This is a genomic window from Serratia sp. NPDC087055, assembly GCF_044900985.1.
Classification (GTDB): domain Bacteria; phylum Pseudomonadota; class Gammaproteobacteria; order Enterobacterales; family Enterobacteriaceae; genus Serratia.
Genome location: NZ_JBJDOG010000001.1, coordinates 276,490 through 289,684, shown reverse-complemented (window position 1 = coordinate 289,684; position 13,195 = coordinate 276,490). Strand labels below are relative to the sequence as shown.

Annotated in this window: 11 protein-coding genes; 9 read left to right on the top strand and 2 right to left on the bottom strand. The window is 52.2% G+C overall.

Features of this window, described 5'->3' with window-relative positions; genetic code table 11:
* The first annotated feature begins 174 nt into the window (after positions 1-174).
* Positions 175-1,656, top strand: coding sequence for a mannitol dehydrogenase family protein (locus ACI2J2_RS01310; RefSeq protein ID WP_404759243.1), 1,482 nt, complete (start codon positions 175-177; stop codon positions 1,654-1,656).
* 107 nt (positions 1,657-1,763) lie between these two features.
* Here ACI2J2_RS01310 and ACI2J2_RS01305 read toward each other — a convergent pair whose 3' ends face one another.
* Entirely contained in the window at positions 1,764-2,072 is a 309-nt protein-coding gene (locus ACI2J2_RS01305; protein ID WP_209636085.1) for a type 1 fimbrial protein, read from the bottom strand.
* Between the two features lie 318 nt (positions 2,073-2,390).
* Between ACI2J2_RS01305 and ACI2J2_RS01300 the strand changes: the two genes are divergently transcribed.
* The 8 genes from ACI2J2_RS01300 to yejF all read left to right on the top strand — a co-directional run bounded on the left by ACI2J2_RS01300 (position 2,391) and on the right by yejF (position 12,686).
* On the top strand, positions 2,391-3,365 hold the full coding sequence (locus ACI2J2_RS01300; protein WP_404759242.1) for a CobW family GTP-binding protein: 975 nt from the start codon (positions 2,391-2,393) through the stop codon (positions 3,363-3,365).
* A gap of 52 nt (positions 3,366-3,417) precedes the next feature.
* A complete protein-coding gene (locus ACI2J2_RS01295; RefSeq protein WP_209636087.1) occupies positions 3,418-4,128 on the top strand; it encodes a phosphatase PAP2 family protein in 711 nt (236 codons plus the stop codon).
* Positions 4,129-4,537: 409 nt separating this feature from the next.
* Complete coding sequence (mepS, locus tag ACI2J2_RS01290; protein ID WP_037426774.1) at positions 4,538-5,113, top strand: bifunctional murein DD-endopeptidase/murein LD-carboxypeptidase; 576 nt, start codon at positions 4,538-4,540, stop codon at positions 5,111-5,113.
* 366 nt (positions 5,114-5,479) lie between these two features.
* Positions 5,480-7,066, top strand: a complete 1,587-nt coding sequence (locus tag ACI2J2_RS01285; RefSeq protein WP_265556571.1) for a cyclic di-GMP phosphodiesterase — start codon at positions 5,480-5,482, stop codon at positions 7,064-7,066.
* Between the two features lie 90 nt (positions 7,067-7,156).
* Entirely contained in the window at positions 7,157-8,965 is a 1,809-nt protein-coding gene (locus tag ACI2J2_RS01280; RefSeq protein WP_209636089.1) for an extracellular solute-binding protein, read from the top strand.
* A 10-nt stretch (positions 8,966-8,975) separates the two neighbouring features.
* Complete coding sequence (locus ACI2J2_RS01275) at positions 8,976-10,070, top strand: microcin C ABC transporter permease YejB (protein WP_209636090.1); 1,095 nt, start codon at positions 8,976-8,978, stop codon at positions 10,068-10,070.
* Positions 10,067-11,092 (top strand): ABC transporter permease, encoded by a 1,026-nt coding sequence (locus ACI2J2_RS01270; protein WP_404759241.1) that lies wholly within the window; start codon positions 10,067-10,069, stop codon positions 11,090-11,092. Before ACI2J2_RS01275 ends, ACI2J2_RS01270 begins: the two co-directional genes overlap by 4 nt.
* Before the next feature lies 1 nt (position 11,093).
* Positions 11,094-12,686: a microcin C ABC transporter ATP-binding protein YejF gene (yejF, locus tag ACI2J2_RS01265; protein ID WP_265556574.1), complete on the top strand. Its 1,593-nt coding sequence runs from the start codon at positions 11,094-11,096 to the stop codon at positions 12,684-12,686.
* Positions 12,687-12,694: 8 nt separating this feature from the next.
* On the opposite strand, the gene ACI2J2_RS01260 is transcribed toward yejF, so the two are convergent.
* Positions 12,695-13,039: a YejG family protein gene (locus ACI2J2_RS01260; protein WP_209636096.1), complete on the bottom strand. Its 345-nt coding sequence runs from the start codon at positions 13,037-13,039 to the stop codon at positions 12,695-12,697.
* Positions 13,040-13,195: the final 156 nt, after the last annotated feature.

The following is a 13,195-nucleotide window of genomic DNA, read 5'->3' as shown; positions in this document are numbered from 1 at the left end:
AATCTGGCTTATTCTCGACTGAGACATGTTATTGATACGCTGGCAGCCTTACACTGCGTCAGATAACCCGCGTGCGGAAGGGTGAAAAAAACGCCCCTTAGCGCAAAAAAAACTGGTCTGATAACTTTTAAGAAGTTACCTGCCAGCATCTTTTACTCAGCTTTGGAGTTTTGCATGAAGACGATCGCCAACTCACCGCTTCCCGATGCCGTCCAGCAACCGCACTACGCACGCAGCGCATTACAAAGCCGCATGGTGCATATTGGGTTTGGTGCCTTTCACCGCGCCCATCAGGCACTGCTGACCGATCGGGTATTGAATCGTCAGGGGGGCGATTGGGGGATCTGCGAGATCAGTCTGTTTGGCGGCGATGCGTTATTCCAGACGCTGCGTCAGCAAGATCATCTGTATAGCGTGCTGGAGAAAGGTGCGGCTGGCGATCAGGCTATCGTCATCGGCGCTGTGCATGAAAGCGTTCACCGCAAGCTGGAAGGCATAGGCGCCGTCCTGGAAAAACTGGCGGAGCCTCAGGTGGCGATTGTCTCGATGACGATTACCGAGAAAGGCTACTGCATTGAACCAGGCACTGGGCAGTTGGATCTTCAGCATCAAGCGATCCTCGCCGATCTCGCCCATCCCGAGCAGCCCACAACGGTTCCTGGCATTTTGGTAGAGGCGCTACGCCTGCGTCGTGAACGTGGTCTGCCCGCCTTTACCCTGCTTTCTTGCGACAATATTCCAGAAAACGGCCATGTACTACGCAATGCAATAGTCGGATTAGCACAAGTGCGCGACGGCGCTCTGGCCGACTGGATTACCCAACACGCCAGCTTCCCCAGCACCATGGTCGACCGCATTGTTCCAGCCGCTACTCCAGATACGCTGAATGAAGTGGCTGATGCACTCGGCGGGGTACGCGATGAATGTGCCATCGCCTGTGAACCTTTTATTCAATGGGTGGTGGAAGACAATTTTGTCGCGGGGCGCCCCGCGTGGGAACTGGCTGGCGCACAGTTGGTGAACGACGTATTGCCGTTCGAACAAATGAAGCTGCGCATGCTCAATGGCAGCCACTCCTTTTTGGCCTATCTCGGTTATCTGGGAGGCTATCAATATATAAACGACTGCATGGGCGATGAGGCTTATCGCCATGCCGCACATCACCTGATGCTGGCAGAACAGGCGCCAACCCTCAGCGTCAGCGGTATCGATCTGGCAGCCTACGCGACACAGTTAATTGAACGTTACAGCAACCCTGCCTTGCAGCATCGTACCTGGCAAATCGCCATGGACGGTACGCAAAAACTGCCGCAACGCATGTTGGACTCTGTGCGCTGGCATCTGCAGCATGGCGGCAGCTACGCAGGTCTGGCGTTAGGCGTGGCAGCCTGGATGCGCTATGTCGGTGGTGTCGATGATGCCGGCCAACCGATAGATATCCGCGATCCGCTGTCGGCAACGCTCCAGCAGGTCGTCGCCGCAACGCCGGACGATGAACAACGCGTGATCGCCTTGTTGGGGCTAAAAAGTATTTTTGGTGAACAATTGCCAGGTAATGAGGATTTTGTCGCGGCGGTGACTCGCGCTTATCTGTCACTGCGCGATCGTGGCGCACGGGAAACGGTAAAAAACTGGGTGTCGACGCAGCTGGCGTAATATCGCTGGCCGGCAATGGTGCAATTGCAATAAAGGTTGGGAATCGTTTTTTTAACGTACAGAGAAAATGGCCATGCCGGACGGTTCATCCGGCATGGCCGAACGACTTAACGATAAACTACCGTCATTACTGCAAGTTTTTTCTGTTGATCCACCCACCGCATTTCGGTTGTGCCTAAATTCAGTGGAAGCTCTTTGCGTGTATCATCAAATTTTGACAGGGCCTGTTGACCTTGATAGTACTGCCCATTGCGGTAACATTGCGTATTGGCCGTTGAATCGGTGACATTCACCGCGCAGGGGCTTTCCACAATAGAACCGACAAAACGAATAACCCCGCCAGTGGTTCCTGCATGACTTGCTGCCGTCCATGAAAACAATATTCCTACGATCAAAAATAACCGAAAGACATTCATGGCAACCTCATTTTTTTGTTAAGCCAATTTAAACATAGAGGATCTTCTTAAGAATAATCGCAAGGTCAGGGTAATTATTTGGCGGGTAATCGGGCAATTAACAAAGAAAAAACAAGCTACTAACAATCAGTATCCATGGCTAATACATGGTTTTTGCTAAGAATTTTCCGACAAATTATCGTCGATTTGGCCAGTTAAATATCGCATTCTAACCTGCTAAATTTGTGACCTGAAGCAAGCTGGGCAGCCTCTTGTACTCAAGCCAAACAGGTGGCTTATTTATTGATCAGTCGAAATTATTAACATCAGGAATAATACATGACCAAAACTAACCTGATCACCGGTTTCCTCGGCAGTGGTAAAACCACCACCATACGTCATTTATTGGCAAACAAACCGGAACACGAACGCTGGGCCGTGCTGGTAAATGAATTCGGTGAAATCGGTATCGACGGCGCATTGCTGGCAGACAGCGGCGCAGTGTTGAAGGAGATCCCGGGGGGGTGCATGTGTTGCGTTAACGGGCTGCCAATGCAGGTTGGACTTAACATGCTCCTGCAACAAAGCAAACCTGACCGGTTACTGATCGAACCGACCGGCCTCGGTCATCCAAAACAGATTCTGTCATTGCTGACACAAGACAGTTATGCCGGCTGGATTGACCTGCAAGCCACCCTCTGTCTGTTGGACGCACGTCAGCTCAGTGAACCACGCTACCGCGAAAATGAAAACTTCCGCGATCAACTGGCAGCCGCAGACATTATTCTGGCGAGCAAAAGCGATACTTATCACCCCGAGGATCTGCTGGCCTTGCAACAATGGGCGGCGCAGGATCCCCGGCAACGCCCGCTTTATCCGATCGCACAGGGACAAGCAGATGTTGCCTGGCTCGAACAGCCTCGCACAAATCGCACAGAATTACCGGATGCACAACATCATCATAGCCATGCCAAAACGCAAGGCCTGGCCGCATTGCGGTTGCCGGAAACGTCACGCTGGCGCAGAGCACTCAATCAGGGGCAGGGATTTACCAGCTGCGGCTGGATCTTTGATGCCGACACCGTATTCGATACCGTTGGCATTATGGAGTGGATACGCCTGGCCCCCGTTGAACGCGCCAAAGGTGTGGTACGCATTGCTGAAGGCACATTATTGATCAACCGTCAGGGACAAGATCTCAGTATCGAAACACGCCCAGTGGCACCACTGGACAGCCGAATTGAACTCATTCACAACGAGAACGCCGACTGGAACACATTACAAGCCAAGCTGTTTACTATTCGTTTAAGTTGAAATCTTTACCGTTAGCACCCTTTTTATTTATAGACTTACAACAGGTTATGCCATGACTCGCCGCAATTTACCCTTCATCATCTTTTTCAATTTACTGGGCATTGCGCTGTTTCTGTCCTGGTTCCTGCCGGCTAACCACGGTGTTTGGTTTACTGTGGACTCTTCCATTTTCTTCTTTTTCAATCGTCATTTAGCCACTGACTCCAACTTTTTGCATTTGGTGGCCATTACCAATAACCGTGCATTTGACGTAATGTCACTGCTCGCAATGGGGTTGCTGTATCTGTTTTTTTACCTGCAGCAAAATGCCGCAGGCCGTCGCCGTTTATTGATCACCGGCGTTGTTATGCTGTTGACTGCCGTGGTGTTGAACCAGCTTGGGCATTTGCTGCCGGTCAAGCACCCTAGCCCGTCGCTGAGCTTTGAGAATATCAACCGCGTCAGTGAACTGACCGGCATTCCTACCAAAGACGCTTCCAGTGACAGTTTCCCTGGCGATCACGGTATGATGCTGATGATTTTTTCATGCTTCATGCTGCGCTACTTTAACTGCCGGGCATTTATCGTCGCGCTGTTGATCACCTTGGTATTTTCATTACCACGCGTGATGATTGGCGCCCACTGGTTTACGGATATCGCCGTTGGTTCACTGTCTGTCGTGTTGGTTGGCGCCAGCTGGTGTCTGATGACTCCGTTCAGTGATGTATTGATTCAGCGCCTGAACGATATGCTGCCTGGCAAGCACCGCCCATCGCAGCCATAACAAATCGTGATACCCCGCAGGAGGCCGACCGGCCTCCTGATGATTCCCTCACCGTTTTCTGCTTATTTGCACATCATCGCGTTAACGCTTTCGCCGCCTGAATTGACGCAAAACCAGCACAACGAACGATTAGCGTTTTTTATATGAAGATTTACATTATGTTACATCACAAATTCATATAAAAAAGGGCGGAAAAAGGCTCGCAATCCCCAATTCGTTACGGTAATCTCGGATGCGTTTGTGCCTGGTTTAACTCAACTCAGCGTCAAATCGATTAAAAATGTGCGTTCCAGCACGTTTTGAACGGTAAGCGATTGTCGAGTAAACAGCAGCAGACTAGTCTCGTTCCGTTTGGCATTTTTCAGGTAGCGACTTTCGTCGTTAAGGACTTCAAGGGAAAACAACAACAATGGTCAAATCTCAACCGTTTCTGAGATATTTTTTGCGGGTAGTACCTGCAATTGCCGCAGCGGTAATGCTCTCCGCGTGTAGCACGACTCACACTTCGAACTTGAATAACGCACAAACTGAGATGCGTGCAGTTAATGACAAAGATGGTCTTTTACTGCAAGCCTCTCAGGATGAATTCGAAGCAATGGTCCGTAACGTTGACGTTAAGTCAAAAATTATGGACCAGTATGCAGACTGGAAAGGCGTTCGCTACCGTTTAGGTGGTGAAACCAAGCGCGGCATCGATTGCTCAGCGTTTGTACAACGCACCTTCCGTGAACAGTTTGGTATGGATTTACCGCGTTCAACCTATGAACAGGAAGACGTTGGCAAGAAGATCTTGCGTACCAAACTGCGTCCTGGCGATCTGGTGCTGTTCCGCGCCGGCTCTACCGGACGCCATGTCGGCATCTATTTAGGTAACGATCAATTTGTTCATGCCTCGACCAGTAACGGCGTGATGATTTCAAAACTGAGCGATAACTACTGGGATAAACGTTATCGTGAAGGCCGCCGAGTGCTTACCCGCAGTTGACGGTACCAACCTGATTGTCCTGAATACCAAACGAGCGATAGAACGCTGCCTTCGGGCAGCGTTTTTTTTTGCCCCGCCTAACCTTGAGACATCATTGCGCTATCAGCGATCGATTCGATTGGCTTTCTGCTGCCCTCCCCTTATTTATTTCGCGATATTATTTTCGGGAAACTGCACCTCAGATGAAAAACTCACCTATTATCGTCAAATGGAGATAACGCCAATAATGCGTTAGTGGGCCATATCGGCCGATTGTCATTCGCGAGATGTGCGATGAATAATGACTGCAAGACCAGCATTGGGATATATTACGCAGTCACTTTATAACAAAAACAGTTTGATACGCCGTGCTCAGGGGGCAGGTTTATGGGCTTGAAAAGGGCATTTGCACGCCATGTCTCGCACAGAAGACGTAGCCTGGCTAAAAGCGGCATTGTAGCCCTGGTGTTTTTTATCCTGTTTATGGCTATTACGCTTTCTTTGATTAGCCACCAGCGTACGCAATATCAACGTGTGGTGGAACAACGCACGCAAGAATTCACTCTCAAAATCTTTAATGAGTTAACGGAAATCATGCAGCAATTGTTGCCGTTAACCGAACAATCCTGTGCAACCAGCCAACCGGATATTACCTACCAAGCAGCTTTCCATTCCGGCGTACGTACTTTTATGCTGGTAAAAAACGGCATTGCCTACTGTTCTTCCGCTACCGGCAACATGACGCTGGCGCTGAAAAGCATCTATCCGGAAATAAACCAACAACAGCCGCTGGACCTCAAACTACAGCAGGGTACGCCATTAGTGCCGGGAAAACCCGCCGTCGCGGTGTGGTTACGCCAACCGGGCAAGGAAGATACCGGTATACTGGCTACGCTGGATATTGGGCTAATGCCCCAACAAATGTTCAGCCCCACCGCCGATCGGGCGACAGGCATTGCCATTATTCTCGGCGATCGCGCCCTCACCAGTTTTAGCCCAAACCTGATGCCGGTTAACCAACTGCCCAACGAGCAGGCCGACCGTATATCCATCGCCGGCACGCCGATGACCATTCTGTTTTATAACCAAAAGCTGACGCCCAACGATATCAGGCTAACCCTTCTGGGTAGCCTGATCCTGTCGGTGATGATCGGTGTGCTGTGCTACTACATGCTGTTGTTGCGCCAAAGCCCGGAACGCGCCCTGATGCGTGGCATCAAGTACAACGAGTTCTTTATCGAGTATCAACCGGTCTTTCATACCAAAACCGGCGCCATTGGTGGCCTGGAAGCGTTGATCCGCTGGCAACACCCCATCGAAGGGCGTATACCGCCAGATTTATTTATCCCCTATGCCGAAAGCGAAGGGCTGATAGTGCCACTGACACGCCACCTGTTCCGCCTGATTGCCGAAGACGCCCCTAAACTGGCAACGGCTTTGCCGCAGGGGGCAAAACTCGGGTTGAACATCTCCCCTTCACATCTCAGTGCGCCCTCTTTCCATCACGATGTGTATGAACTGCTGGCCCAATTACCGTGCAACTATTTTACGCTGGTCTTTGAAATTACCGAGCGCGGTATGGTGGAAGAAGACAGTGCGTTGACAGAGTTCGACTGGCTGCACCAGCAGGGGATTGAAATCGCTATTGATGATTTTGGTACCGGCCACAGTGCACTGATTTATCTGGAGCGATTTAGCATGGATTACCTGAAAATCGACCGCGGCTTCGTTAACTCGATCGGTCGGGATACCGTCACGGCACCCGTTCTGGACGCGGTCATTTCACTGGCCAAAAAATTGAAGATGCAAACCGTGGCGGAAGGGGTTGAAACAGCCGAACAAGTGCACTTCCTACAGGAGCACGACGTCAACTTTATGCAGGGGTATTATTACAGCAAACCCTTGAGCATCGATAACTTCATGGCGTATTGCAATGCCCATCCCGTATTTGACTATCAGGCACTCAAGGCGTGAGTTCTCTCATGTATTTACCCTGCTGCGTGGCAAAAAATGGCCTGCCGGCCGCAGGTTTAACTGACTTTACAGCAGGAGCTTACCGTTAAGATGTCCATACGCGTTTTTGCTGCCCTGGTGCTCTCGGCACTGAGCCTTGGCCTGCAGGCTGAACCCCTCAATGAAAGCTATGCTTTCGCCCAGCTCGGTGAACCGAAATACGCCACTGACTTCAGCCATTATGACTACGTCAACCCGGCGGCACCGAAAGGGGGCGATGTGCGGCTGGCAGCCATCGGGACCTACGATAATTTTAACCGCTATGCCCCACGCGGCGTTCCCGGCGAACGGACCGACGCGCTGTATGACACGCTGTTCACCACCTCAGACGATGAAATCGGCAGTTACTATCCGCTGATTGCCGAATCTGCTCGCTTCCCTGCGGATATGCGCTGGGTAGAGCTGGATATTAATGCCCGCGCCCGTTTCCACGACGGCAGCCCCATTACCGCCGCCGACGTGGCTTTCACGTTTAATAAGTTTATGACCGAAGGCGTACCGCAATTTCGCGTGCTGTATAAAGGCATTACGGTGAAGGCGATCTCACGTCTGACAGTGCGTATAGAATTCCCTCAGCCGGATAAAGACAAACTGCTCGGGCTGTTCAGCCTCCCCATTTTGCCGCAAAGTTTTTGGAAAGATCATAAGCTGAATGAACCGCTGAACACGCCGCCACTCAGCAGCGGCCCCTATAAGATCGCCAGCTATCGGCTTGGCCAATACATTACCTACCAACGCGTGCGCGATTACTGGGCCGCCAATCTGCCGGTCAACCGCGGCCGCTTTAATTTCGACAGCATTCGTTACGACTACTACCTCGACGACAAAGTCGCGCTGGAAGCCTTCAAGGCCGGTGCCTATGACTTCCGTATCGAAGGTTCGCCAAAAAGCTGGGCCACGCAGTATCAGGGCGGCAATTTCGCCCGTAACTACATCATCAAACAAGATGAAACCAACCAGGCGGCGCAAAACACGCGCTGGCTGGCCTTCAATATGAGACGCCCGCTGTTCGCCGATCCTCGGGTGCGGGAAGCACTCACGTTGGCTTTCGACTTTGATTGGATGAATAAGGCGCTGTATTACAACGCCTATCAACGGACTAACAGCTATTTCCAAAACACGCCATACGCGGCCAGTGGTTACCCAGACGCGGCTGAACTGGCGCTGTTGGCCCCGCTGAAGGGCAAAGTACCGGCTGAAGTGTTCACCAGTATTTACCAGCCGCCGACCTCCGACGGCAGCGGCAACGATCGCCAAAACCTGCTTAAGGCCACTCAGTTGTTAAAGCTGGCCGGTTGGGAAGTGAAAAACCAGCAGTTGGTGAACAGCAAAACCGGCAAACCGTTCACCTTTGAGTTGATGCTGCTTAGCGGTAGCAACTTCCAGTACGTATTACCGCTTCAGCACAACCTGAAACGGTTGGGCATTGATATGCAGATCCGTGAGATCGACATATCTCAATTTACCAAACGCATGCGCGACGGCGATTTCGATATGATGCCAACGGTCTATATGGCAATGCCGTTCCCCAGTACCAGCCTCCTGACACTTTGGGACTCCAAATATATTGATTCCAGTTGGAACACTTCAGGTGTCACCGATCCGGCGGTCGACAGCCTGGTCAGGCAGATCGCCGCACATCAGGGCGATGAAAAAGCCCTGCTGCCACTTGGCCGGGCGCTGGATCGGGTACTGACCTGGAATAGATATATGTTGCCGATGTGGTATTCCAATCACGACCGTTATGCTTATTGGGACAAATTCTCTACGCCGCCAATTCGCCCTGCCTACGTGATCGGTTTCGACAACTGGTGGTTTGACGTTAACAAGGCGGCCCGTTTACCGGCCCAACAGCAATAAGGAGTCTGCGATGGCGGCTTATCTGATTCGCAGACTGTTGCTGATTATCCCCACGCTGTGGGCGATCATCACCATTAACTTTTTCATCGTGCAAATCGCCCCTGGCGGGCCGGTCGATCAGGCCATTGCTGCCATTGAAATGGGCCAAAGCAGCGGTTTCGGCGGCGGTGGCGCCGGTGAAAAACTGGGCCATGCACGCATCGGTGTCGGCAGCGCGACGGATAGCCAGTACCGCGGCTCGCGCGGCCTGGATCCGGAGGTTATCGCCGAGATCACCAAACGTTATGGCTTCGACAAACCCTTGCACGAGCGCTATTTCACCATGCTGTGGAACTACATGCGCTTTGACTTTGGTGACAGCCTGTTTCGCGGTGCGTCAGTAATGCAGCTGATTGGCCATAGCCTGCCTGTCTCTATTACGCTGGGGTTGTGGAGCACGCTGATTATCTATTTGGTGTCGATACCGCTGGGTATCCGCAAAGCCGTCAATAACGGCAGCGCCTTTGATACCTGGAGTAGCACCCTGATTATCATCGGTTATGCTATTCCTGCTTTCCTGTTCGCCATTCTGATGATCGTGCTGTTCGCCGGCGGCAGCTACCTCGATTGGTTCCCACTCCGCGGTCTGGTTTCCAGCAACTTCGATACCCTGCCGTGGTACGGCAAAATAACCGATTACCTGTGGCATATCACACTGCCGGTGTTGGCGACGGTGATTGGCGGTTTCGCCACGCTCACGATGCTGACCAAGAATTCGTTTCTCGATGAAATCCGCAAACAGTACGTGGTGACTGCACGCGCTAAAGGGCTCGACGAGAAGAAAATCCTTTACCGACACGTGTTCCGAAACGCGATGCTGCTGGTTATCGCAGGCTTCCCGGCGACCTTTGTCAGCATGTTCTTCACCGGTTCATTGTTGATCGAGGTGATGTTCTCGCTCAATGGGCTGGGGTTACTGGGTTACGACGCCACCCTGCAACGGGATTATCCCGTCATGTTCGGCACGTTGTATATCTTCACCCTGATTGGCCTGCTCTTGAATATCCTCAGCGACATCACCTATACCCTGGTCGATCCGCGCATTGATTTCGAGGCACGCCAATGAACCGTCTAAGCCCGATAAATCAGGCCCGCTGGGCGCGTTTTCGCAGTAATCGTCGTGGCTATTGGTCACTGTGGATTTTTTTGGTGCTGTTTACTCTCAGCTTAGGTGCCAACCTGCTTGCCAACGACAGACCCTTGCTCGTCCGTTACGAAGGCCATGTGTATTTGCCGTTCATCTTTGACTACAGCGAGACCACCTTCGGCGGAGAACTGCATACCACTAGCGATTACCAGGATCCGTTCGTAAAGCAACAGATAGACAACCACGGATGGGCCGTTTGGCCGCCAATTCGCTTCAGTTACGACACCATCAACTTCGCTACTGACGTGCCCTTCCCCTCGGCCCCTTCACGCCATAACCTGTTGGGCACCGACAGTAACGGCAGTGACGTGCTGGCCCGCGTACTGTATGGCTTTCGTATATCAATGCTGTTTGGGCTCGCGCTAACGCTATTCTCCAGCGTGATTGGTGTCTGTGTGGGCGCGATGCAAGGCTATTACGGCGGCCGCGTTGATCTGTGGGGCCAACGCTTTATTGAGGTGTGGTCAGGCATGCCGACGCTGTTTTTGATCATCCTGCTGTCGAGCATCGTACAGCCCAATTTCTGGTGGTTGCTCGGTATTACCATTTTATTTGGCTGGATGAGCCTGGTGGGTGTGGTACGCGCCGAATTCCTGCGCACCCGCAACTACGATTATATCCGCGCCGCGCGTGCCATGGGGGTAAAAGACAGGGTCATTATGTATCGCCATATGCTGCCCAATGCGATGGTGGCCATGTTGACCTTTTTACCCTTTATCCTGTGCGGCTCAATCACCACCCTGACCTCTCTCGATTTTCTTGGTTTCGGTCTGCCAATCGGCTCACCTTCATTGGGTGAGCTGTTGCTGCAAGGAAAGAACAATCTTCAGGCACCCTGGCTCGGCATCACCGCATTCCTGGTGCTGGCAGTACTGCTGTCTCTTCTCATTTTTATCGGCGAAGCGGTTCGCGACGCCTTTGACCCCAGCAAGGCGCATTGATATGGCTAGCTCTCCTTTGCTTTCAATTCAGGATCTCAGCGTCGCTTTCCGCCAGGGAGGTCAACTGAATCCGGTGGTCAATGGCATTTCATTGCAGATAGAAAAAGCAGAAACGCTGGCACTGGTGGGTGAATCCGGCTCGGGCAAAAGCGTCACGGCTTTATCGATACTGCGCCTGCTGCCGTCGCCTCCCGTGATCTATACCGGCGGTGATATCCAGTTTAATGGCCATTCGTTACTGCATGCGCCAGAGGCCGAACTCCGCAAGGTCCGCGGTAACCAGATTTCGATGATTTTCCAGGAGCCGATGGTGTCGCTCAATCCATTGCACACGATTGAGAAACAGCTGACGGAAGTGCTGGCGCTGCATCGCGGTATGCGACGCGACGTTGCGCGTGGTGAGGTTATCCAGTGTCTGGATCGCGTTGGTATCCGCAACGCTAAAGGCCGATTAAAAGACTACCCGCATCAACTTTCCGGCGGCGAACGTCAGCGGGTGATGATTGCCATGGCGGTGTTAACCCAGCCCAAACTGCTGATTGCCGATGAGCCCACTACCGCGCTCGATGTGACCATTCAGGCACAGATCCTGTCGTTATTGAAAGAGCTAAAGCAAGAGATGGGCATGGGGCTGCTGTTTATCACCCACAACCTGAATATTGTGCGCCGCCTGGCGGACAATGTGGCCGTGATGCGCCATGGCCATTGCGTCGAACAAAACAGCCGCTCCAATCTGTTCAGCAGGCCACAACACGCGTATACCCAGCAGTTGTTGGCGGCAGAAGATGTCGGTGTGCCATTACCGCTACCGGCAGATGCCGCGCCACTGCTGAAGGTGGAAAATCTGCAAGTCAGTTTCCCGATCAAACGCGGGCTGTTACGCCGTACGATTGATCACAATTACGCGCTGAAAGGGCTGAGTTTTGAATTAAGGGCGGGTGAAAGCATCGGCCTGGTGGGCGAATCTGGCTCAGGGAAAAGCACCACCGGGCTGGCGTTACTGCGCCTGCTGAACGCTGGCGGTGCGGTGTGGTTTAACGGTCAGCCGTTACACCAGTTCAACATGAAACAAATGCTGCCGTACCGTAGCCAAATGCAGATTGTGTTTCAGGATCCTTACTCTGCACTCAATCCACGGCTGAATGTGCTGCAAATCATAGCCGAAGGGTTAGAGGTTCATCAGACGTTAAACGCCGAGCAACGAGAGCAACGGGTGATAGCTGTATTGCAGGAGGTCGGGCTGGATCCTGCCCTGCGCCACCGTTACCCGACCGAATTTTCCGGCGGGCAGCGTCAACGCATCGCCATCGCACGCGCGCTGATTTTACAGCCACAGTTACTGATCCTGGATGAGCCGACCTCGTCGTTGGACAAATCGGTACAGGCACAAATCCTGACGCTGTTGAAATCGCTGCAGCAACGCCACCGGCTGGCCTATCTGTTTATCAGTCATGATTTACAGGTGGTGCGTTCACTGTGCCATCAAGTGATTGTGCTGCGGCAGGGAGAGGTGGTCGAACAAGGTGACTGCCAGACGATCTTTACTTCGCCCGCCGCCGCTTACACGCAGCAACTGTTACAGTTGGCGGACTAGCGACGGGATCAGAATGGGTATTGGGCGCTCATAGGTTCAGCAATCGCAGCGCCTACATTTTTTAAGCGGCACATGGTTGCGCTTTCGTCACAGCGTTGCACGAACAGGCAAGGTTGTCCTTCCCACTCCACAACGGCGCAATCCACCTGAATCTCTTGCAAAGACAGATTAAGCTGTTGCATAACCTGCCACGCATCAGCCCCTTCATGGCTGAGTAATTTCAGGCCAATCAGATTGTTATCTTCGTCTATTCCGCTGAGCGGAATGGGTTCAACCTTGATGCCGGTAAAACCTGATAGCCAACGATAACTTTGCGGCAAGCGATGCACTACCGAAAGTTGGATACTTTCCACATGAAATCCCTAGTTTGAAAAGATGAAACACTTTTTTCCTGACAGGCTTACTAAGTTATAGCCGCTGACTACCGACTCTGCCGCGTACAAATGTTATTTAAATGTAAATTTGTCACGACTAATTAACTTAGACCTGCGCGTGCTGATGTCATGGTG

Bases quoted from the DNA above. Each gene is read 5' to 3' on its own strand.
- ACI2J2_RS01300 (WP_404759242.1), top strand. From the start codon at position 2,391: ATGACCAAAACTAACCTGATCACCGGTTTCCTCGGCAGTGGTAAAACC.
- yejF (WP_265556574.1), top strand. From the start codon at position 11,094: ATGGCTAGCTCTCCTTTGCTTTCAATTCAGGATCTCAGCGTCGCTTTC.
- ACI2J2_RS01310 (WP_404759243.1), top strand. From the start codon at position 175: ATGAAGACGATCGCCAACTCACCGCTTCCCGATGCCGTCCAGCAACCG.
- mepS (WP_037426774.1), top strand. From the start codon at position 4,538: ATGGTCAAATCTCAACCGTTTCTGAGATATTTTTTGCGGGTAGTACCT.
- ACI2J2_RS01295 (WP_209636087.1), top strand. From the start codon at position 3,418: ATGACTCGCCGCAATTTACCCTTCATCATCTTTTTCAATTTACTGGGC.
- ACI2J2_RS01270 (WP_404759241.1), top strand. From the start codon at position 10,067: ATGAACCGTCTAAGCCCGATAAATCAGGCCCGCTGGGCGCGTTTTCGC.
- ACI2J2_RS01275 (WP_209636090.1), top strand. From the start codon at position 8,976: ATGGCGGCTTATCTGATTCGCAGACTGTTGCTGATTATCCCCACGCTG.
- ACI2J2_RS01280 (WP_209636089.1), top strand. From the start codon at position 7,157: ATGTCCATACGCGTTTTTGCTGCCCTGGTGCTCTCGGCACTGAGCCTT.
- ACI2J2_RS01305 (WP_209636085.1), bottom strand. From the start codon at position 2,072: ATGAATGTCTTTCGGTTATTTTTGATCGTAGGAATATTGTTTTCATGG.
- ACI2J2_RS01285 (WP_265556571.1), top strand. From the start codon at position 5,480: ATGGGCTTGAAAAGGGCATTTGCACGCCATGTCTCGCACAGAAGACGT.